The organism is Rubinisphaera italica (genome assembly GCF_007859715.1).
GTDB lineage: Bacteria > Planctomycetota > Planctomycetia > Planctomycetales > Planctomycetaceae > Rubinisphaera > Rubinisphaera italica.
In genome coordinates this window covers 5429038-5451679 of record NZ_SJPG01000001.1, presented here as the reverse complement: position 1 = coordinate 5451679, position 22642 = coordinate 5429038, and the positions used below count along the sequence as shown (strand labels likewise).

The window sequence follows — 22642 nt, the reverse complement described above, 5'->3', positions numbered from 1 at the left end:
TAATTGTTGAACCTGATTGTCAACTGGACGATACGACTGAATACTCAGTCTTTAAACGTCAGTAGGACGGCACCAGCCATCCGTGATACAAATAACGCTCTCTCAATGATAAATTGAGGGACATTGCAGCCTGAGCAACAGGCGCAAAGGAAGCGTTTCCCCTGCGGGGAAGGGAGGGATCATCCACAAATCGGGCCAAAACGTCAACCTTCAGGTGCATCATCCCTTGAAAATCGTCAAAAATACAGGCACGAAGTGCATGCGAGTGTGTGAATTGAGTTATTCGTGAATTCCCTTTCAAAAATGGTTTTTTCGTCGCACTGCTACGGATAGAATCTTGTTAATCAATGATTGACAACCAGAATCCTTCCATCAGGCATAATTGCCCCCTGACTTCCGACGCAATCCAATACTGTAAGTTTGAACATAACGACCATGTCTACACACGAGCCCTCAAGTCCAAAACCTCCTGTTCCCGAGCGCTCCTATGCAATGCAGCGAACAATTGGCGGCATCCTCTGGCTCAATGTCCTGGCGGCTATTCTTGTCATGCTGGGAACCACTCCCAAGTCACAGGAACAGCAACCAGCAACCAATGTGACGATCGAACAGCCCGACATTGAATTGGTCGAACGCGAGGTTGCCAGCTTTTCACTGACAGAACGCAGCAACGAGACCATCAGTAAGCAGGACCTGCTTGGTCAACCGTGGGTCGTGAATTTCATCTTCACCAAATGCGTTATGTCATGCCCCACCAATACCAAAGCCATGATGGAATTGGCTGAAAAGTGCAAAGAAGCCGATGTTCGCTTTGTCACAATTACAGTGGACCCCGAACGGGATACCCCCGAGCAATTAAAAGGCTATGCCGAAATTTACGATGCAGACCCCGAGCAATGGCTGTTTTTGACAGGGGACAAAGCCGAGATCCACCGCCTGATTCGCGAGAGCTTTCTGCAGATTGTGGAAGAACGCGAGGGAGATGACCGCCTGCTGGGATACGAATTTGCCCATACGGATCGCGTCATGCATATTGACGAGACCGGGAAAATTGTCGGTCAGTATCTGGCAACTGATCCTGTCGAAATGGCGACTTTGGCTCGCGTGTTGAAGGGGGAACGGGAGACGCCTGAGGATCATAAATTCCTCGTCCCGAAATCGCTGCCAAATCCTCTAAACATTGAAGCTCCGGAAGCGAGCACCTCTGAAGTGGCCGCCGCTGAAGAGTCTACGGAAAACAATGACGACGAGCTTGAAGTGGTCGTCGAGGAATCTGAAGTTGAACTTGCCAAAGAGGTTCCGACTTGGTTAACCAGCCTGCCAGCGGTCAATGCCAGCCTGAATGGACTCGCGACCCTTCTGCTGATGCTTGGGTTTGTGTTCATTAAACAGGGAAAAATCAAAGCTCACAAAGCGACCATGCTGACGGCTTTTGGCGTTTCGGTCGTCTTTCTGGCCTGTTATCTCACCTATCATTTCGGCTTACAGTATTACACGGGTGAGCCACAAAAGTCGTTTCCGGATCTCGGCTTTATTCGCCAGGTCTATCTGACCATTCTGATCAGCCATATCATTCTGGCTGTATTCGTGCCGGTCCTGGCAGGGATGACAATCTTTTACGGTTTGACAAACCGTGTCGAAAAACATAAACGAATCGCTCGTGTCACATTTCCAATCTGGTTGTATGTCTCTGTGACTGGTGTCATAATCTACCTGATGCTGTACCAGTTAGCCGGGGTTTGAAATTGAACCGCCAGGACGCCAAGAGATTTTGAGGAGTCAACAATGAAATGGTTTCGCTTCAGTTCGATAGTGGGCCTGTTTCTGCTCATATTGATCAGCGGCAGTGAACTTTCCGTATGCGAAGCCTGTCCCATGTGCAAGATGGCGACCGAAGATGCCGGGAATAGTTCGCAGCCGGCCGCCTATATGGCCAGCATCCTGACCATGCTGAGCATGCCTTCAATTCTGTTTTCTATTGTGGGAGTCTCTTTGTACCGCATGTCGCGACGGGAAACAGAAATGATCGCTCAGGATGATAATCTCAGCGGAAGGCAGTCGGAAACTGTTGACCCCAATTCAACTCAGGACAATTAAATAGACAAGCACGAAGCGCAAGTGAGTGTGTCCCCCGTTGCGATTGAACACACTCGCTTGCGCTTCGTGCTTGTAACCATATCACTTACTCAGTTCTTTCCGCACACTTTATCAATTTGAAAATATCCGATGGCCGATTCCAATTCCAAGCTGCACTTTTCCACCCGCGCAATTCATGCTGGCGTCAATAAAGACACCCTGTTCAACAGCTGCACCACGCCGATCTACACATCGTCCACCTATTACTGGAACGACCTGACTTCCAACAGCGGTTACGAATACACTCGCGTTGCGAACCCGACACGCAAGGCTCTCGAAGAAAATATCTCGTCACTTGAAGGCGGCGTAGGAGCACAAGCCGTTGCGACGGGGATGGCAGCCATTACTGCAGTGATGCACCTGTTTTCCTCGAACGATCATATCATTACCGGCAACGACATCTATGGCGGCACCTATCGTCTGTTCGCCGATATCTTCACCAAGATGGGACTCAGATTCTCATTCGTCGACATGAGTGATCCCGAAAAAGTCAAAGCGGCAATCTGTGAAGAGACAAAATGTATCTGGATTGAAACCCCCAGCAACCCGCTGCTCAATCTCGTCGACATCAAAGTGATGACCGACATCGCCAAAGAACACAATCTCCTCACAATCGCCGATAACACATTCCTCTCTCCCTACCTGCAGCGGCCATTTGAACTGGGAGCCGACGTGATTGTGCATTCGACCACAAAATACCTGAATGGACATTCGGATGTTGTCGGCGGATGTGTTGTTTCGAAGACTCAGGAACTGGCCGATAAGATCGCTTACATCGTCAACGGTCTCGGCTTCGGCTGTTCTCCCTTCGATGCCTTCCTTGTTCTGCGAGGCATCAAAACCCTCGGCCCGCGAATGGAAGCTCATCAGAAAGGGGCGATGGCATTGGCACGCATGCTCGATGAACATCCCAATGTCGAGAAAACCTATTTCCCCGGCCTGGAATCGCATCCGCATCACGAACTGGCCAAACGTCAGCAGGACGGTTTCGGCGGCATGGTCAGCTTCGACATCAAAGGCGGCCGCCCCGCAGCCGAGCGTTTGTTCGCCAAAGTCAAACTCTTCCAGCTGGCTGAATCATTGGGAGGAATCGAATCCCTCATCGAATACCCAGAAACGATGAGCCACGCTTCCATGACCAAAGAAGCCCGTCGAGATGCCGGAATCTCAGAAAGTACAATCCGGATTTCGGTGGGAATTGAACACCCGGATGACCTCATCGCCGATATGAAGCAGGCGCTGGAAGGATAAAAATTGTGTGGCACGCTCTGAGCAAAGCGAAGGGCGTGGAATGTGCGATATTACTTCATTTTGCCCATCAACTGAATTGAAGACAACTTTGGGTGGCCCCGAAAGATTCTTTTGGGGCGGCGCAGCCGTAGCAGACTTCTTGGACAACGCACGATCAACCAGAAAGCCTCTTATGGACTTCGTCCCCCCCAGATAGCGAAGCTATCTGGGCCACCCGCGTTTTATCATTCGGGGGCTTCACTTCGAGAGCGCCCCCGCCACCCTGGTTTGATTGTTTTCTGTTATATCTCTGGCACGAACCAGTGTTCTTACAAATTGTTGAATTTCTCCGGTTTTCATTGGGAACGCGGTATAGAGGATTAGGGATGTGGCCTTTCAATCGAAGCCAATCGAATAAGCCTGTACCGAAAATTCAAATTAATGATGTTCAAGTTGTCTGGCAGGATGTTCTGAATGGTCATTGGGAGTTATCGTATGGCGAGATCTTATACACGCTTTACGACAATCCGATTTTTGATGTATCACTAATAAATGAACTTCCCATTGTAAGCCAATGGATTGCTGATCTTCGCCCACAAATTGAAGAGGAAATAAAAAAGCAGCTTGAAGGCTGGGCGGAGTGGACTGGAGACTATGATCTCGTTGTTGTTGATGTGTCCAACCTGATTGAAAAGCGTGAAGTGGAATTGTCCTATGCACATGAGAATTGGGCAGACCTTGGCATCAATCTCATTGTCGCAGAGGGAAAGATTCTCAGTTCAGAAACAGGTGACTAAAGTTGATTACTCAAGAGATGTAGTTTTATAGAGACCAGCAAGAATTTTGAAATTTATACGAAGTCGGCTTGTCCGAAAGCATCCGCTTTAAATTTCAATCGTCAAACCGAAAACCCATATGGCATTGCCACACAGGTCGCTGCTTTGCATCATCCTGTGCCATCCACAGATTCGTTTTGCCAGCAACAAGCGAATTCTTAAAGAAGCAAGTTGCGTCATGAGGCACACTGATACTCAGTAACTTCCCTGTCGAGATGCCCTTCCTAATACACCTGTAGCGATTACTCAGACTATTCCCCAAAGTTCGTTCGACCCCAATCACCAGACGCCCACGCTTGATAACCTTACCACCCACCCTCATATTTGTCATAATTCCCACTGTTCGTTTCGAGACTCCGGCAATGTGCATCACTTCGGCTACCGACTCGCCCAGATGTAATAACCAGAGCACCTCCAACCATTGCCGTGCCTGTGAAGCATCTACATGGTAGCGGAGCGACCGAACTTTATCCGCTTCCTCCTCAATCAACTCAATGAGGATTGCCATTCTTGACCCCCTGAAGACAGTCCCCTGAGATCCCATTTTGCAGAGAGAATGACCCTCCGTCAAACGCCACCAATCAAGAGTCCATGAACTCACGGCGCAGTATAATATCAGGCTAGAATTAGCTGAGACTAATCATCATATCTGCATATTATTGCAGAAATCAGCACAAAAATTGCAAAATATAGTTACTTATAAATGACGACTCATCCGTCCCGGGAATTATTTTAGAAATATTTCTGAATTCGGAGTTTTTTTCAGAAGATTTTTCATTTTCATTGCGTCTAATAATGGGCAATATCATTTTTCGATTTTGCTTGTCGGATTATGATATTGAACTCCAACCAACTGTCTCGCCATTACCTGACAAAACAGGCCCACCTGAAGTTGAAATTCACCCTCTTTCATAAGAGGCACACAAACCAACCTGTGGAAACTATTTGTCTACACACACTTTAGTATTGAGGAAAATGAATGTACGTCCCTTCGAAAGGTCGCCGCGGGTTTACTCTGATTGAGCTTCTCGTTGTCATCGCCATCATCGCCATTTTGGTTGCTTTGTTGCTGCCAGCCGTCCAGCAGGCTCGGGAAGCCGCCCGCAGAAGTTCCTGCAAAAACAACCTGAAACAGCTCGGCCTGGCCATCCACAATTATCACGACACCTTTAACACCTTCCCTCCTGGGTATGTGCGACAGTTTTCGACCGGAACAACCGAAGCGGCCAGTTTCTGGGGCTGGCAGACATATCTGTTCCCGCAAATGGAAGAATCGGCACTGTTCGATGCGATGAATGTCGGTAATACTCAGTTGCCAAACGCCTTGGCTAATGCGACATCATTGAACCAGATGGGGCAACCCATTGGGCCACTCAAATGCCCTTCCGACAGTGGGCCGGACATTAATACCAGAACTCAACTCAATGACACTGTTCCAGCTGCTCAGAGCGTTGCAACGACAAATTACGTCGCAAACAATTCGAGCTTCGGATTAGACACAATCACATCTCCAAACACCCAACAACCGGTCTTTTTTGAAACCGGTGCGAATGCAAATGGGTGTTTTTGGCAGAATTCTAAATTACAATTCCGGGACATGACCGACGGAACGAGTAACACAATCGTTCTTGGTGAACGCTCCTGGGAGATGAACAATCCTAGTGGAACGAAGCGACAATGCGATGCGGGCGTTGTTTTTGGAGCTAACTCAGGTGAAACCCGGAATCTACGAGCAGTATTTGCCAGTGGAAGAGTCGGAATCAACGATAGTGGTTCAGGAATCACAGGAGGCGGCTTGACTGCTCCCGATTCGGACAACTGTCAGTACGGTTACAGCTCTCTGCACAAAGGGGGAGCTCAATTCATGCTTGCCGATGGTTCCATCCGCTTCATCAGCGAAAATATTAATAACAATCCGAGCACGGCTCATGACAACGTCGTCTTTGAGAATCTGCTTAGCCGCAATGACGGCAACGTCATCGGTGAGTTTTAGGCTCGTTTGACAGGCATCTCTCCGGGGGTATTAATTTTACCTGAAGAGAATGCTCAATTGATCAATATTAAGGCCATGCAACTCTCTATATGAGATTGCGTGGCCTTTTTTTGTTCACCTGTATTCCTAATCCTTTTTTCTAGAACATATTCAATAATTACCTGCAGTGTTCAGCAGGAGCAAACACAGCGTTTTTAGGACATTTGGTGTCCATGCGACTGCAGATACCATTGGAAAATGGGCTAATGGATTGTTCCGCTAAAACCTTCGGTTAGTGCGCCACTGGCTTCGCCAGTGCAAATCGAGACTATCACTAAAGTTACGATACACTGGCAATGCCAGTGCCACCCTAATTACTAATTGGAAGATCCATTAGCATCAATATTTGCCACAGCTTTGTGTATCGTGACACGACTAAAGATTTCTTTTTCTGGTTTTCAGTATTGCTTTGTAGAAGATGCGTAACTTCAAAAAACAAAACCGATGCGTTGAATATTGTCACACTCGCTTGCGCTTCGTGCTTCTATCCTTTCACTACCCACTTTCAAATATGAATGATTCGGATTAAATCGTCACTTCTGTAACGGAATGATTCGGAGATGCAATTCACAAGTTACCATAAAAAAGTCACGCAACTCTTCAAAATGAGCTTGCGTGACTTTTTATTCATTTTCTGAGCACTCATCAACTACGGTCGTGCACTGCTGATTTCTGCGTTAAGCACTTTCGCGATCTGATCGCGGGTTTCACGCAGATGAGCTTTCGAATAAGGGCTAAGCTTGGCGTTTGCCTCTTCTAGACCATCGAGTCGATCGAACAGATCCTGTAAGTGCAATCGAGCCAGGCTCTTTGCGTCAGCCGGAGCTGCGGTAGTCCCTAAAACGATACCAGACAGCTGAGTCAGATATGCCCGTTGCAGATTTCGTCGAATGGTCGAAATCTCAATCGGCTCATTCGGATTGATCTCAGCCGGTACTTCCGACCAGATGGCTGTCGTCAGAGAATCGAAAATAACCGGCAGCGTTAAAACTTCTTGATCTTTAACTGCCTGCAATTCAATTTCCTGAACGCGTTTAAGCGTTTGTTCATGCAGCAGCGATGTCAGAGCCATTCGCTGAATGCTCAAAACCCGGTCATAAATGGGATAGAGATAGTTCGGAGTCGATTCATAGCCATCGGTCAAATGCTCCGGAGCCAGTTTTCGCAGTAGCTCAGGGGAGAAAGTAAACGCGGTATCAGAGAAAATTTCCCGGCTGAGCAAATCGAGAGCCTGCTCATGTTTTTCCAGCGGAATCGGCTGCATCGCAGGTCGTTCTTCAGGATCCCCCTTATGATCGCGAGCAGTGTAAGCTCCGCCAACATACTGAGCGGCTAGTTGGGTTGCCTGTGAAATCTCACCGAGCAATAACGTGAACGTCTCACGGGCCCGTTGATAACCATCGCCTTCTTCGACAACGCGATCGACAAGGCCATCAATCGATTTTTTCATGAACGCAATTCGCTGTTCCGAGTAATCAAGCGGATCTCCCAGGTCGAACAGATTGATGCGGGGATCGGGATTGCCAGCCATGTCTTCATCGGTCGCATAGATGAGATCATGCTCTGGAGCTTTTTTGGCTATCTTATTCAGTTCCTCCTCTTCATTGCCGGAAATTGGCTTATATGCATATTCAATGGCCCAATAATCGTAAGGGCCGATTGTCGTGGTGAAATAATCGCCCTGCTTGGCGGGATCGAGTGCGAAGTTCGCAGGGGCATAATCCATCACCGAGCCAATCATTCCCTTCTTACGGGTGATTTCCGGATTGTTGATTTCCTCCAGCGAAAGCATCGTGCTCGCTTTGAAGTTATGACGCAAACCGAGCGTGTGACCGATTTCGTGCATCACGACTTCTTTAATTGCCTGGCCGATGAACTCCTCAGGTACTTTTCCACCAGGAGCCAGTCCGTTGATCGACATCACACTCGACATCAATCCCAGTTGACGCTGAATTCCCGGTCCCATCATGCAGCAGTTGCATCCGCCCGTCGAATTAACCCAGGTCGGTTGTCTTGGGAATTGCTGATTCAAAGAATGCTCAGGATGCTCGGCGATTAACTCTTTATAGAGCTTGAGCATCTCATCATATTCAGCCTGTCTGCCTTCAATTTCAGGAACTTCGGCAGCAAACAGTTTCATGAAGGCCTGGCGTTCACCGCGAGCGAGCAGTTCAAGGCCCTGTGGAATGCCGACATTCTTCACGTAGTCCTGGCGATGGTAGCGAACCATACTTTCATCGAAGACGATATCGGCATCAATAATCTGTCCCGTTTTGGGATTCGTTCGGCTCGGTCCCATTGCAAAGCTGGAAGCGGTTGTGATCCATCGGAACGTATTATACCGAATATCTTCCGGCTCAAAATCATCGCTGGACTGCTGATCGCGGCATTGAATCGCATCGATAAATCCGACTTTCTCGAAGGCTTTATTCCATTCCAGAATCCCTTCACGAACATAAGGCCGATAAGTTCTTGGGACCGATTTTTCGATCCAGAAAATGATCGGTTGCTTCGGTGCAGACAGTTCCGAACTCGGATTTTCCTTCTCCAGATTCCAACGATTGATGTATCGTACCTTGGCCGACTCATCGACATCTTTGGAAAAGTCGTTCACGGTACTCAGGAAATAGCCGATGCGGTCATCGGCCAGTCGCGGTTTGTATCCATTGCTCGGAAGCTTCGACAAGCTGTAGTGCAGCACAATTTGCGTTCCACGAGGATCGGGGACGGCTGAATCGGATCCGAAAACGGTCGTATATTTCTGGCTGGAGGTAAAAACAGCCGCGACCTGAATTTCGATATTCTCCGGATAAGCCTTCACTTTGAACCACGTGCTTCGAGAGCGATCGGGATTCACACCGATGCCAGCCAAATCGACCATGAACAGATCGGCAGCATCGATCAAGACCGAAGAGCCACCACTCTTTTCACTTTTAATCGGGAGTGCCCGAATGATACTGTCGTTGTAAGAGGTCTTAACCGCATCGGCCTGCGGTGATCCGGCACTGGCTTTGAATTTGATATTCTTTCGCACCAGATGAATGCGATCAGCGCTGCGGCGGAAACAGACCAGCCACTGATCGCCGAAGTTCAGGGTATCGCCCCCCAGATACATCCGTCCGGCTCCACTGGCAATCGAAATCGGCAGAATGAATTCGGTGTCGTAATTCGCTTTCGAAATTTCAATGAACAACTGCTGGTCTTTTTGGTTGTAATACAGAGGAAACAATCCGGGCATTGTTGTTGCCCCTTTGGTCACCTCTTCCCAGGCAGGATACTCTTTTGCCTCGACAGTTGGCACAATTCCAGCCAGCATCGCTGTAAGCACTAATCCCAACCCAGCCAGCGAAGCCAGACCGTGTCGTTCTTTGCGAATCATTTGCATGATAGCTCCTGTAGAATTCCCTTGAATTTGAAAGGGAAACGTAATTCCAGTCACAAGTAAGCGAAGCCGATTCCACGACGACCTCTCGAATCCTTTCTGGCCAACGCATCTGCCTTTAAGCACTTAGGCAGACTAGCCGCTATAAAGATAGGAACGCGACTGGGCAAAATCAATAAGCTGTTTGCATTCTACGGAAACTCTTGCCACCACGAAGCGACCAAGGTGAACAGGAATGACCTGTTTTTTGAATGCCTGGCTATTCATTTCATACTTTCTCATTGAAGCGAGTGTGAATGGGGCGAGAAATGGATTCAACTCATGAATTTAGAATCATTCTGATTTTCCCCAGATCTCATAAAATCTCTGAAATCCCTCGGATTTCTTTGATCGAGTTGGTTAGAATGAACGTCTACTCTATTCAGAGAGACAGTCATTTCGCCGAATTGATCGAGGAGCAGGCTCATGCCGAATTCGCAGCAATGGATTCAACGTCACTGGCGTCGTTTACAGTGGGGACAGTTTCTGGGGATTTGTGCCGATCGGCTGGCGATGGCTTTTATTGTCATTGGCTGTCTGATTTTGTTGACCAAACTTTTCGTCCCTGCTCTCTGGCCTTACGCTCCGGCTCTATTCGCACTTCTATTGATTGTGCCGATCTGGTCGTGGATGACAATCCAGAAACGCAAATTTTCGATGAGTGAAGCGACAGCTCTGTTGGATAGCAAACTCCAGGCTGGCGGATTATTGATGACACTCTCGGAGGCACCCGATGATCAATGGTCGACCCGACTGCCTCAAATTGAAGACCTCTGGCGGAATTCCTTGCCGCGGATCCGTCCGAAACGTTTCTTCTCGCTGATTGCCGTCCCCTGTCTGTTTGCGATCATCACCTGCTTTGTTCCCATTCGTGAATTCTCAACCGTCATGGCGACGCCTCGCAAAGTCGCGCAACAAACGAATGAAGAATTAGAGGAGATGCTCAAGACTCTCGAAGAGGAAGAGGTTCTCGAAGAGGAAGAAAAAGAGGAACTCAAGCAGGAACTCGAAAAATTTATCGAAGAGACGAAGAATCAGCCTTTGACTCACGAACAATGGGAGACAGCCGATTCGCTCCGTCAGCAGATGCAGTTGAGCTGGGAAAAGAATGAACGTGGTCTCGAATCGGCTTCAGCTGCCGTCGAGGAATTGCTCTCCTCGCTCGCCAATCAGGGTGAGCTTTCCGCCGAGCAATTGGAACAACTTGAGTCGGCTCTGGGAAAGAATCTGCAATCGCTCGCTTCCAAAGCCTGCAATGGAGAATGTCCGGGCATGTCCGAGTCGTTGAAGAAGGCACTGGAGAATGCAGCTAAGTCTGGAAAACTGGGCTTGCCTAATGATGCGGAAGCTCGTGAAAAAATGCTGAGTGACCTCAAAGACATGCTGAAAAGCGAGTGCGAAAGTCTTGCAAAAAAACGAAGTGAATGCCAAGGGCTATGTCAGGGAAATGGATCCTGCAACAAACCGGGAGAGGGCAATTGTAATAAACCGGGACGCGGCGGAATTACCCGCGGTCGCGGCGATGCTGAGATGATGTGGGGCAAAGAATCTGATCTTGAGAACACAAAGTTCAAAGAAGTCGTCCTGCCCCCCGGCACGCTCGATCAACCGAACGATGAAGTTCTTGGCCTGACATTCAAAGAACCGGAAGTCGATCCCTCAAACACCGCTCCTCGACAGGCCGTCAGAGAAAACGATCCCTCAGCTGGACGAGCCACCTGGGATCGAAAATTGAATCCCAAACATCGCGATGTTGTTCAGAAGTTTTTCAAAACCGACAAACCGACTAAAGCGATTCCTGAAGACAGTGCCCTTTAATTTAAATGAGACAAGCAGCAGGTAAGCAACAAATAGCAAGGGTGGCCCCGAAAGATTCTTTCGGGGCGGCGCAGCCGTAAGAGATTTGCTGACAATCGTAATATATACTGAGAACTACTAACAATATTTGAAATTGAATTCGTTCTAGAGCATATTCAAAAATTACCTGCAGCGTTCAGTAGGAGCAAATACATCGTTTTTAGGACTTTTGATGTCCATACGACTGCAGATACCATTTGAAAATGGTCTAGTGGATTGTTCCGACTAAAATTCGGGTTGTGTGCCACTGGCTTCGCCAGTGCAAGTCGAGACTAAAACTGAAGTGACGATACACTGGCAAAGCCAGTGCCACCCTAAATATTAGTTGGAACAGAACACGAGTCATTATGAATACCCGGGTGGCGGGGGCACTCTCGAAGAGAAGCCCCCGAATCGTAAGACTTCCGGGGGCTTCCGCTAACGCGGAGCGCCCCCACCACCCCAGATCATTTTGACTAAAAATACAAAATTGACCTCCTGGAGATAAAGCGGATGACGGATACGCAAATGGGCGAACTTCTTTCGCCAGAGGAAGTAACACAGGCTCGCGAGGTAATTGATAAACTTCTCAGCCAGCTCGGCAGAGCGATTCTCGGTCAGGAAGATCTGCTTAAGCTGACGACGACATGTATTCTGGCTCGTGGGCATTTGCTGCTGGAAGGTTTGCCGGGACTGGGGAAAACCGAGTTGGTCAAATCATTGTCCGCACTTATGTCTCTCTCATTCCGCCGTGTGCAGTTCACTCCCGATTTGCTACCCGGCGATATTGTCGGCTCTCCGATTCTGGAAGAGCAGGAAGGGGGCGGCGGTCGCAAGCTCGTCTTTCATAAAGGACCGATTTTCGCCAACCTGCTGCTGGCCGACGAAATCAACCGTGCGACACCGAAAACGCAATCCGCGTTACTGGAAGCGATGCAGGAACGTCGCGTCACTGTGATGGGCGAAACGCATCAGCTGCCGTTGCCGTTCTTTGTACTGGCAACACAAAACCCAATTGAACTTGAAGGAACATATCCTCTCCCGGAAGCTCAGCTCGATCGTTTTGCGTTTAAGATTAATGTCGAAGGGATCGGCACCGAAACCCTCCAGCAGATCATCACTAAACGCAGACATGGCGAACCGCCTGTGCTGGAACCGGTTGTCGATCATGACCAACTTCAATCACTATTCGAGAAAGTGGATCGCGTTCATCTCCCCGAAGCCGTCGCCAATTACATCGCCCGGCTCGTCTCGGCAACGCATCAACGGTTTGAAGACTCACCCGAATTCGTCAAGCAATTTGTACGGTTTGGGGCTTCTCCTCGAGCCGCGATTGCACTGGCGAATACTTCTCGTGCTGCCGCATTAATCGCTGGCAAGCCGAATGTTGGGTTCGATGAAGTCAAGTTTGTCGCTCCGAGTGTGTTATCGCACCGTATTATTCTGGACTATTCTGCAAGAATGGATGGGTGGGATAATCAGTCGCTCATACGGGAACTCGTTGCGACACTTTCGGAAGTCGGACGAGAGATACCGGCTGATGTTCGCGTTTAATTTGTAGCCGCCGCTGATCACTTTTCAGACAATCTCTTCTTCTCAACTCAGTGGATTTCTTCCATGTGGAATCTGATACGTTTAACTCTGCTGCTGGCATTTGTTGTCGCGTTCACCTGTAGTACCAGTTTCGCAATTGGCACGGAATTTACGGTGACGGGATCGGATCTGGTGGTCGATGTGAACACCAAATGGATTGGTGGAAAGGATGGCGGTTACTATCCTGTCCGTGTTCGCGTTCGCAACATCGGCCCGCCTCGCAGATTGACACTCGCCTTTCGTGCCGATCCCAATTATCAACCCCTGCCCGACGTCTCCCGGCAGATTGACATCGAACAAAATCAGACACTCAACACAACATTGTTGATTCCTCTGGTTGACCATGGAAGTTCGGGGACATTCAGCGTTCAGGAGAATTCCCGAAATCTCAAAAACATGAGTCGGTCCATCAATGTGTCCGACATCTCTTACAATAACGATCATGGTCCTTCCATGCTGATCATCAACGACAGTATTGTTGATGGTCAGTTTTATAACCATGCCATCTCACATTTGGTGAATGCGGGCTACGGAGGACATTCCCATCGCCACGGTAGCAGCAGTGGTGATTACACAGAAACCGTCGATCCAGGCCAACTCCCGGAAACCTGGCTGGCTTACACTCCGGTCGATCTCGTCGCGGTTTCGCTTCCCACTTTTGCCAACAAGCTGAGTGCAGAATCTCGTCAGGCGATTTTGCAGTGGGTTCAGACGGGTGGAAAACTCATCATTTTTGAGGTCGAGGATTCCCCCGGGGAATCAGAATTATTGAATCGCACACTGGATTGGAATAATCGCAGTTTTGCAGGCAAGGACTGGTCGGCAACCTCAACAAGTCAATTCAGTCATCTGGTCATCGCAGATCCGAGCGATTCCAGCATAATCGGTCCCGAAGATCTCTCAGACGGTAAAGTCTGGGCTGTCTCTCCCGAGACGTTTTCGACACGCTCGTTAGGACTGGGAACCGTTGCGGCTTTCAAGGGAGACCCGTTTCCTGGAACGGCTTCTCACTGGACCTGGTTGATGAACAGCCTGGGAAAAGAATCGCTTTCATGGCAGGAACGTCACGGCTTCAGTTCTCGAACCGGGACACCCTCGTTTCTCAAGTTTTTGATTCCGAGCGTAGGACGCGTTCCCGTAGTTTCGTTTCTCCTACTGATCACAATTTTTACGGTGATTATCGGCCCGCTCAACTACGGATACTTTCTCCGCAAGAAGCGACTCTCCATGTTACTGGTCACAGTTCCTGTTCTGGCACTGGGAAGCAGTCTGCTCTTGATAGGTTACTCGACGGTCGCTCACGGATTTTCCATTAAATCCCGGATCCGCAGTTTGACCTTATTAGACCAGAAACATGGCAATTCGGTCAGTATTTCCCGCGTTGCTTATTATGCAGGAATGGCTCCTTCGGGAGGTTTGATGTTTGAACCCTCCACTGCAGTTTATCCGATCTGGGCTTCCAATGGAGCATTTGAATCGGGACGCCTCGACTGGAGCGACACACAGCATTTCACCTCGGGATGGTTGAAGTCGAGAACACGAACCCAGTTTTTAACGGTCTCGAATCGAGAACAACGCGGACGAATCGATTTCAAACCGGAATCCTCAGTCTCAGCAGAATTCTCGAATGGACTCGAATGGGGCATTGGCATGGTTCTTCTGCGCGATAGTCAAGGGGAAGTCTGGTTTGGTGAGAATATTCAGCCGGGAGCCGTCACGAAGCTACAACCAATCGATGCAGACAATAAAGGCAAAATCAGAGCTTTGCTTGACGAGCGGGGACTGGGGTTACCCGAGGGAATTTCCGAACGCCAGGCCGCACAAGTGGTCTACTCCGGTTCTCCATACGGCTATTATCAAAATGAAAACGTCGACATCTATGAGAAGAGCCAGCAGGAACAATTGCTGTCCAATTTCCGAATTCCCGATCGCTTCACCAGAACACTGCAACCGAATTCTTACTTTGCAATCCTGAATGATAACCCAGACCTGGATCTGGGATTAAAAAACGCCAAACCACAATTAACACTACATACACTGGTTGGGTTCTTTTAAATTCAGGCCGAATAAAGTTGATGAACCGTTAAGGCTCCAAGGGAATTTAGTGAGTATTTCGATAAAGAATTTTATAAATCACAAAGGCTTTTATTCAATTCAGTTTCTATGCCTGTCGAACACTTTGTTTCTCCTGGCGTTTTGGCGGTAAAAATTTGATTGTTTTAAACCGAACAGTAACCTGTAGTTGAAGTGAATGATCCTGCTTCAGATTTGTTTTCTCTGACGATGAGTAATTGATGACTGATTCTGCTTCCCAATCTGATATCGATAACGAGACCGCCCTTCCTTCTGATGATGATTCATCTTCTACTGGCGAGCCGAATATTGTTGCGGAAACACCACCGGAAGATATTCCGGATCCCACGATGGCTTCTGTCCCAGTCGACGAACGGCCTGAGCCGACACTGGAGATCCGTAATCTGCATCGATTCTTCGGTAAGCTCAAAGCGGTTAATAATGTCAGCTTTCGGACGTATCCCGGTCAGGTGATGGGCTTTATTGGTCCCAACGGTGCTGGCAAAACGACGACGATGCGAATCATTGCCACGCTCGATTTACCCACCGCAGGCGATGCGTTCGTGTGCGGGCATTCTGTCGTCGACGATCCCGAAAAAGTTCGCAAAAAACTAGGGTTCATGCCGGATGGTTTCGGCAAGTACACGAATATGGATGTGGTTGAATATCTCGACTTCTATGCCCGAGCTTATGGTTTCAAAGGAGAAGATCGTAAAGAGGCGGTTGAGCGGGTGCTAATCTTTACCGAACTTCGAAAAATGGCCGATAAGCCGATTAAGACTCTTTCGAAGGGAATGTCGCAACGGCTGGGATTGGGACGCACCCTCATTCACGATCCCGAAGTTCTCATTCTCGATGAACCGGCTGCCGGACTCGATCCCCGTGCTCGCGTAGAACTTCGCGAACTGATTCATCTGCTCGCAGCCGACATGAATAAAACCGTGCTCATCAGTTCGCACATTCTGACCGAACTGGGAGAGATCTGCGACTCAGCTGCGATCATTGAAGCGGGAACAATTCTCGTTCACGGCACGATTGAAGAACTCAAACGTCATCGCCCGAAACGAGCCGCCGATGATCTTTCCGGCATTCCACTGGCAGTCGCAGTAATGTCGCGCTCCAATGATTTACGTAAGTGGCTCCTGGAACAACCATTCGTGACGCATGTTGCCCCGGCTGCGAATCGACTTGTTTTTGAATTCGCAGGCGATGACGCTAAGCGAGCCGATTTACTTAAGCGGATGATCGGTCAGGGTTTTGCGGTGACCGAGTTTGCTGGCAAGTCGGAAACCCTGGAAGATGCCTTCATGTCGATTACCGAGGGCATTGTCCAATGAGTTCCGGCTCACTCCGGCGGTGGTTTCAACGGGGCTTCGGAGATGCAGAAAACCTTGCGGATTTCCCGGATCGCTGGAATCCAATGTTTGTGCGTGAACTCAGACGCATGCTCAAAAGCAGGTCATTCTCGATTACATTTCTGTTGCTGCTGATCAGCTGCTGGGGAGCTGCGGTTTATCTGGTGCTTGTATACCAGGATTCGATCAGTTATTCCGAATCGGGGCCGATGTTTTCGAGATGCTTTTTCACGATCCTCGCATTCCCTCTCTGTTTTGTTGTCCCGATGACGCTGTTTGCAGCCGCAGCCGAGGAACATTCCGACAACACTCTTGAAGTGCTGACGATTACGACACTCGATACCAGCAAGATTCTCAATGGCTATTTCTGGATGGGAATGGCTCATGCCGGGATTTATTATTGTGCAGTCGTCCCGTTCGCTTGTTTCAGTTATCTGCTGGGCGGCGTCGGCTTACTCGATCTCGTGGCCGGATTGGCATTCACTGTTTTCTTCACAGCGATTGTTGCGTGTTGGGGACTGATGCTCGGAGCCTGTGCGTCCGGTCCGATCAAGCGAGCGTTCTGTTTATTTCTAACAATGGTCGGCGAAGTCATCTGCTTTACGATTTTGACGAGCGTCCTTTATCTGTTGATCGGAACCGGCATCTTTTCATCCGATTCAATTTCGCTGTTGGGCGGATTGGTCTGCTTTCTCGTCTTCACCGCTCCCATTCTGGCGATCGTAACCGGAATCGCCCGACAGCATTTTCAATTAGTCGATCCGATCATCAAACCGTATCGGGTGCAACTCGATGACAAAGGCAACGTGACCAAGTTCATCGCCCGATACAACGCCCTTCAGGTTCGGCCTCCCTCGCCGCCTGGAGAATTTCCGATGGCTGCACCTCGAGAGAATGAGACCTGATGACCAAACGGTCCCCCTCTCGGGGAGAGACGGCTTTGATCTACTCTCCCACTGGAGAGAGTGTGAATAAGGGGAAATCGTGTGAATTCCATTTTGAACCTCGTTGGGCCCCCCTCATCCGGCCTTTGGCCACCTTCTCCACAAGGAGAAGGAAAGATTACCGCTCCACAAGGAGAAGGAAAGATGATTGCTCCCAACCTACAGGCTCACTCGCTTGCGTTTCGTGCTTGTATGATCAAACAGTATAGGTTTTACAGGGCGCCACTGCCGGTCAGCACAACACGAATTGTGCGGAAGAGAATTTTCAGATCGTTCCAGAAACAGCAGTTCTGGAGATACATCAAATCGTAAGCGACTTTGCGTTCAAAGCTTTCCAGATTGTTGTCGTATCCATTTTCTATCTGAGCCAATCCTGTCAGACCAGGTTTTAAGCCGAGCCGATAAATATAGTTGGGGATTTCCTGTGATAGATTTTTAATGAACTCCGGTCGCTCCGGTCGTGGTCCGACCATCGACATTTCCCCCTTGAGAACATTCCACAGTTGTGGCAATTCATCGAGCCGGGTTTTTCTCATGATACGCCCAATGGGGGTCACCCGAGGATCATTCTTCTGGGCAAACTGAGCCCCATTCTTTTCCGCATCGGTTCGCATGGTTCGGAATTTATAGAGCGTAAATTCACGACCGTATTTGAATTCCTGACGACGATCTCGATTTTTGCGACGGCAACTATCAATGGGTTCAGGAAGTTCCGACTCGTCCTGCCGTCGATCCGAATGCTTCTTTCGCAAATTCAAGCCAACACGCCTCTGACTGAAAATCGCCGGTCCAGGTGAAGTCAATTTCACAGCGATTGCCGTCAGTAGCATGACGGGGGATAGTAAAACCAAAAGCGTCGATGCAAAGATGATATCGAGAGTTCGTTTCGCGATTCTCGTCTTCAGCGAAATGCAATGAATGTTCTCTCGCGGCAAGTCCAGTTGCAACTGGCTGATCCATTCCGCTTCGATAGAAGCAATACTTTCCAGCGCTTCAGACTGATGAGTGTAAGCCACAAGATCCGCCAATGGATCATCACTTCGATAGACCGGGACAATTGTTTGTCCCTTAGGAGTAGACTTCAAAACGGGTATGCTGCTCATGGCCCTGATTTCACCTGAATTTTGGATAGAAACTATTCGTGTTTGATATTAATCGATGTTCAACTCTATCCCTGAAATAACGTTACAGAGTGCTTCGGTGCACAGACCAGACGTAATTTTAAGGGGGTGCGTCAGTTACGAATTTATTGTGGACTCTATGGAATATAGGGATTAGTCCGGTACCGATGGACATTGTTCAGATCACTGATCAGTTTACATTTGCTGCCAGTGGTGAAAATTCCGGGTTCAAAGGGGCTGCAGTTCCGATCACCTTATGAATGACATACTGACCGCTCCGAAAAACGACAGGATGTTGATAGGGAAATTCATCCAGATGCTCCTGCGGAAAATCGGGAGGTAACTGATGTGGGTATTTCTTCACGGGGGTCTGACACTGTTCGAGCGTCAGTCCGTTTTCGAGGAGACTACTTAAAATATATTTGTGGCCAGAACGATCGAGCCGTTCGACAATTTCGGTTTGATGATCTCGAAAGACTCGTGTCAGCACATCCAGATAGACAAATCGAGTGGAAGGTTTCAATTCCAGTTCACGGTAGGCGTGCACCAAATACACATTGTGAACGGTTAACTCACCATCCCTCAACTTCTGTTGACGCAGAAATTCCAGTGCGGGCTCCAATTCATTCCAGTTCGGTAATGGGAAATGCTGCAATCCGGTTTTAACAGCCGGAGAACTGCCTTCGCGAAAACATTGCGACCAATGCTGCACACGCTGCCAACGGGTTGCGGGACTAAATGCCAACGCCACCAAAACGCAACATGTCGCGATGACAGGTCGGAAGAACACCGTCTGGTTTTGCAATTCCGCTTTAAGTTCCAACTGATGAATTCCCAGACTGACAGCTCTCGTCGATAATAATATCGCAAGCATCAATTCCGGGACGTGGATGTAATCGAACAGATGCTGAAAGAAAAACGTCTGAAATAGCCAGCCCAGATAAACCGCTGAAAGCAACGTCTGCGAGAGACTCTGATTTCGAGCGGAAGTGCGAATTAGACTAAGGACCGCAGCCGGAATGGCAATCAGATGAGCCAGACTGAATGGATAAAATCGCAACTGCTGTCGCCAAAGTCGATCCCAGGTCCAGCGTTCGCGGCCGACTTCAAAATAGGTCGGATTCCATTCAATCGCCATTTCCCAGAAATGTGGCCATGTGCCACTCATGACCAGCCAGCTTGTCCCTATTCCACCGATGAACAATCCGCCGAACAGCACACCTGCAAAATCGACGCCACATTTCCTGCCGTCTGGTTTGCGTAACCACCCGACAACCATTGCTGCTAATGCCGGAATCGCAATAAACGGTTTGATCCAGAAACCAATCGCCCAGACGATCCCTTCGAGCACTCCCCAGAAATGGATTTGTAAATTGGTTGCCTGTTTCGATTCAATGCGTTCAATCTGACGTCTTCTTAGATACAGACCGAGCAGCGCAGGTAGAAACATCCACGTATCACGTTGACAGTGACACCACTCTGACGTCCCAAAGTAAAACCAGATCAGCAGCACACTCAGAAAAAGACGATCGGAGATCGAAGTTCTCAATGAACTCTCTCGGTTTCGAAACCACATCGTCAGCAGAAAGACGATGCTCCCTACAATCACAAGATCAACAGCCTTCAGCGCATATTCAGACCAGCCAAACAGACTGCGGATTGCAATATGAGCCCAGACAATGCCCGGCAAATTCGGCTCAACAATATCGCGATACAGCACACCCCCTTCGAGAACGGTTTGAGCCTGCAGATCGTAGAGCGAGGGATCTGCTGTCAGAGGCATACACAGCATCATTGGCACACCAAGAATCAAGAGTCCCAACAGCAGGAATCCCGAAACCCAGTGTGTCGAATAACATTTTGCGATAGTCTTCACAGCAAATCCTTGAACATTGGATGATGTTGCATTAAGTCAACATTCAAGGTTAGCTCAAAAAATGAGGCGTGCTTCCGAGCAAAAAAAATCTGCCTGGAAGAGATCTGCACCAATGATTGATCAGTTCAGGCACATCAAACCCTGTAAAAACCGCCGTCAAAATCGGTATTTCTGACATCTTGCTTAGAATTGTTCGGAATGTCCTGTGCGTATTGTGTACTCGTGAAAATATTCTCGCCCCCTACCCGTCAATGAGCTATCCGTTTGATGGACGTTGCGTTTTTGCAACAGAAATCGATAGCCGAATCATTGAGGATTGGCGGACTCATGGAAGTTGCTCACCTGCACGAACTCTCCGAACTCGAACAAACCTACTGGTGGCACGTCGCTAAACGCGATTTGGTGACAAACTGGTTGCAGCAGTACTCTTCCCCTCCCGGTTTTATTATCGAAGGCGGAATTGGCTCGGCTGGAAACCTGCTGGCATTTCAGGAACTCGGCTATGAAGTGGCAGGCCTGGATATTATGCCGGAGGCGGTTGAGTATGGACGCCAACGCGGGTTGAGTCAGGTGCAGGTTCACGATCTTGAACAGCCCTGGCCGTTTGCAGAGGAATCTGCAGATGCGATCGTCTTACTGGATGTTATCGAGCATGTTCCCAATCCCGTTCAGGTATTGCAAAATGCAGTGCGAACGTTGAAACCAGACGGGAAAATCTTTCTAACGGTCCCCGCTTATCAATGGTTGTATGGCGATTGGGATGAAGCCCTTGGTCATTATCGTCGATACACAACTCGCAGACTTCAGCAGCAAACGGTGGCAGCCGGTTTAAAAACAATAAAGCTGACTCACTGGAACTCCTTCACCCTGCCTGCTGCTCTGGGCATGCGAAGCTGGCAGAAAATGTGTCCGCTCAAACGCTCCGCCGAGTTTCCTCGTGTCTCAGCCATTACGAATCGAATGCTGATTGGCTGTGCACAAATCGAACGTGCAGTCAACCAGTTTCTAAATGTTCCCTGCGGACTTTCTGTGGCTGGTGTCTTTGAGAAAAGCCATGACTCAAACAGTGGAGTCAACGCTCCGCTTCCACAGTTGCCTCGGGAAGTAGAGGCAGAACAATGAATCTGAATCGCACACCTTCTGCGGCTTTTATCTCTGTCGTGCTTCCCGTTTACAACGAGCTTCAAGCATTGCCGACACTTGTCGAGAGAATCAGTTCAACACTGGATGCCGGACATTGGCGATATGAAATCGTGTTCGTAAACGATGGCTCGACTGATGGCAGCACACAGGAACTATCACGTCTGAGCTTGGTTCACGACTTTGTACGGATTGTTTCATTCTCCCGCAACTTCGGACATCAGGCAGCTGTGCAGGCCGGAATGATGGCTGCACAGGGAGATGCGATCATTCTGATGGACTCCGATTTGCAGGATGATCCTAATGCGTTGACCGATTTTCTGGCGGCCTGGCAGCAGGACTTTGATATTGTTTACGCCGTGCGGACAAAGCGAAAAGAACATGCCTGCAAGCGATTTCTGTTCGATTCGTTCTATCGTATTCTCAATGCCATTTCCTCAGTTCCGATTCCGGTCGATGCCGGCAATTTCAGTTTGCTGGATCGCCGAGTTGTCGAAACCATCAATGCATTGCCAGAACGGGATCGATACTTCCCCGGCTTACGCAGTTGGGCCGGGTTTCGGCAAACGGGTATTGAAGTCGAACGCTGTGCCCGTTATGACGATGTTCCACGAGTTTCCATGCTCGGATTATTTCGACTGGCAAAAACCGCGATGTTCTCGTTTTCGAATGTCCCGCTGACCATGTTTTACGCGATTGGCGGCCTCTCGTTTTGTGTCTGTCTGATACTTGCTACTTATGCTTTGTATCACAAATTGGTTACCGGCGACGCAATCCCAGGCTGGACCTCAACCACAATTGTTGTTTCGCTATTTGGGGCCATCAATTCGCTGGGCATCGCAATACTCGGTGAATATGCCGCACGGATATACGACCAGGTTCGGGCGCGTCCCAATTATATTGTTGATGAAATCGCTCAACAAAACAGGATAGCATCGACTGCCGTCGCGAATCCTGTTCAGAATTCAATACCAGTAACACAACTCTTGGAATGGTTACAAAAGAATCAGGAACACGCACCTGAAGGCGAGCCGAGCCAGTCATGACTC

At 49.0% G+C, this 22642-nt stretch carries 16 protein-coding genes; 12 read left to right on the top strand and 4 right to left on the bottom strand.

Annotation, left to right across the window (positions count from 1 at the left end; translation table 11 throughout):
• Nucleotides 1-435: 435 nt before the first annotated feature.
• The 4 genes from Pan54_RS20800 to Pan54_RS20785 all read left to right on the top strand — a co-directional run bounded on the left by Pan54_RS20800 (nucleotide 436) and on the right by Pan54_RS20785 (nucleotide 4163).
• Nucleotides 436-1743 (top strand): DUF420 domain-containing protein, encoded by a 1308-nt coding sequence (locus Pan54_RS20800; protein ID WP_146505309.1) that lies wholly within the window; start codon nucleotides 436-438, stop codon nucleotides 1741-1743.
• A gap of 42 nt (nucleotides 1744-1785) precedes the next feature.
• The gene (locus Pan54_RS20795; protein WP_146505308.1) at nucleotides 1786-2097 is read left to right on the top strand and encodes a hypothetical protein; all 312 of its coding nucleotides are present in this window, start codon (nucleotides 1786-1788) and stop codon (nucleotides 2095-2097) included.
• A 129-nt stretch (nucleotides 2098-2226) separates the two neighbouring features.
• The gene (locus Pan54_RS20790) at nucleotides 2227-3387 is read left to right on the top strand and encodes a trans-sulfuration enzyme family protein (RefSeq protein WP_146505307.1); all 1161 of its coding nucleotides are present in this window, start codon (nucleotides 2227-2229) and stop codon (nucleotides 3385-3387) included.
• Between the two features lie 365 nt (nucleotides 3388-3752).
• Entirely contained in the window at nucleotides 3753-4163 is a 411-nt protein-coding gene (locus Pan54_RS20785) for a hypothetical protein (RefSeq protein ID WP_146505306.1), read from the top strand.
• Nucleotides 4164-4257: 94 nt separating this feature from the next.
• Here Pan54_RS20785 and Pan54_RS20780 read toward each other — a convergent pair whose 3' ends face one another.
• Nucleotides 4258-4710 carry a hypothetical protein gene (locus Pan54_RS20780; protein ID WP_146505305.1) on the bottom strand — a complete coding sequence of 151 codons (453 nt, stop codon included), beginning with the start codon at nucleotides 4708-4710 and terminating at the stop codon, nucleotides 4258-4260.
• Between the two features lie 471 nt (nucleotides 4711-5181).
• On the opposite strand from Pan54_RS20780, the gene Pan54_RS20775 reads away from it, so the two are divergent.
• On the top strand, nucleotides 5182-6195 hold the full coding sequence (locus Pan54_RS20775) for a DUF1559 domain-containing protein (RefSeq protein ID WP_146505304.1): 1014 nt from the start codon (nucleotides 5182-5184) through the stop codon (nucleotides 6193-6195).
• Between the two features lie 688 nt (nucleotides 6196-6883).
• On the opposite strand, the gene Pan54_RS20770 is transcribed toward Pan54_RS20775, so the two are convergent.
• The gene (locus tag Pan54_RS20770) at nucleotides 6884-9619 is read right to left on the bottom strand and encodes a zinc-dependent metalloprotease (protein WP_146505303.1); all 2736 of its coding nucleotides are present in this window, start codon (nucleotides 9617-9619) and stop codon (nucleotides 6884-6886) included.
• Between the two features lie 462 nt (nucleotides 9620-10081).
• On the opposite strand from Pan54_RS20770, the gene Pan54_RS20765 reads away from it, so the two are divergent.
• From Pan54_RS20765 to Pan54_RS20745, 5 genes are all read left to right on the top strand, one after another.
• Complete coding sequence (locus Pan54_RS20765) at nucleotides 10082-11473, top strand: hypothetical protein (RefSeq protein ID WP_146505302.1); 1392 nt, start codon at nucleotides 10082-10084, stop codon at nucleotides 11471-11473.
• 531 nt (nucleotides 11474-12004) lie between these two features.
• Nucleotides 12005-13045: an AAA family ATPase gene (locus tag Pan54_RS20760; protein ID WP_242631389.1), complete on the top strand. Its 1041-nt coding sequence runs from the start codon at nucleotides 12005-12007 to the stop codon at nucleotides 13043-13045.
• A gap of 63 nt (nucleotides 13046-13108) precedes the next feature.
• Nucleotides 13109-15139, top strand: coding sequence for a hypothetical protein (locus Pan54_RS20755; protein ID WP_146505301.1), 2031 nt, complete (start codon nucleotides 13109-13111; stop codon nucleotides 15137-15139).
• 239 nt (nucleotides 15140-15378) lie between these two features.
• Entirely contained in the window at nucleotides 15379-16494 is a 1116-nt protein-coding gene (locus Pan54_RS20750; protein WP_146505300.1) for an ABC transporter ATP-binding protein, read from the top strand.
• Nucleotides 16491-17417, top strand: coding sequence for a hypothetical protein (locus Pan54_RS20745; RefSeq protein ID WP_146505299.1), 927 nt, complete (start codon nucleotides 16491-16493; stop codon nucleotides 17415-17417). The genes Pan54_RS20750 and Pan54_RS20745 overlap by 4 nt, the downstream gene beginning before the upstream one ends.
• Nucleotides 17418-17668: 251 nt before the next feature.
• Here Pan54_RS20745 and Pan54_RS20740 read toward each other — a convergent pair whose 3' ends face one another.
• Together Pan54_RS20740 and Pan54_RS20735 are read right to left on the bottom strand one after the other, a co-directional pair.
• Nucleotides 17669-18559: a sugar transferase gene (locus tag Pan54_RS20740; protein ID WP_146505298.1), complete on the bottom strand. Its 891-nt coding sequence runs from the start codon at nucleotides 18557-18559 to the stop codon at nucleotides 17669-17671.
• A 208-nt stretch (nucleotides 18560-18767) separates the two neighbouring features.
• Complete coding sequence (locus Pan54_RS20735; RefSeq protein WP_146505297.1) at nucleotides 18768-20453, bottom strand: hypothetical protein; 1686 nt, start codon at nucleotides 20451-20453, stop codon at nucleotides 18768-18770.
• A 267-nt stretch (nucleotides 20454-20720) separates the two neighbouring features.
• On the opposite strand from Pan54_RS20735, the gene Pan54_RS20730 reads away from it, so the two are divergent.
• Both Pan54_RS20730 and Pan54_RS20725 read left to right on the top strand, forming a co-directional pair.
• Nucleotides 20721-21575: a class I SAM-dependent methyltransferase gene (locus Pan54_RS20730; RefSeq protein WP_146505296.1), complete on the top strand. Its 855-nt coding sequence runs from the start codon at nucleotides 20721-20723 to the stop codon at nucleotides 21573-21575.
• A complete protein-coding gene (locus Pan54_RS20725; protein WP_146505295.1) occupies nucleotides 21572-22639 on the top strand; it encodes a glycosyltransferase family 2 protein in 1068 nt (355 codons plus the stop codon). The genes Pan54_RS20730 and Pan54_RS20725 overlap by 4 nt, the downstream gene beginning before the upstream one ends.
• Nucleotides 22640-22642: the final 3 nt, after the last annotated feature.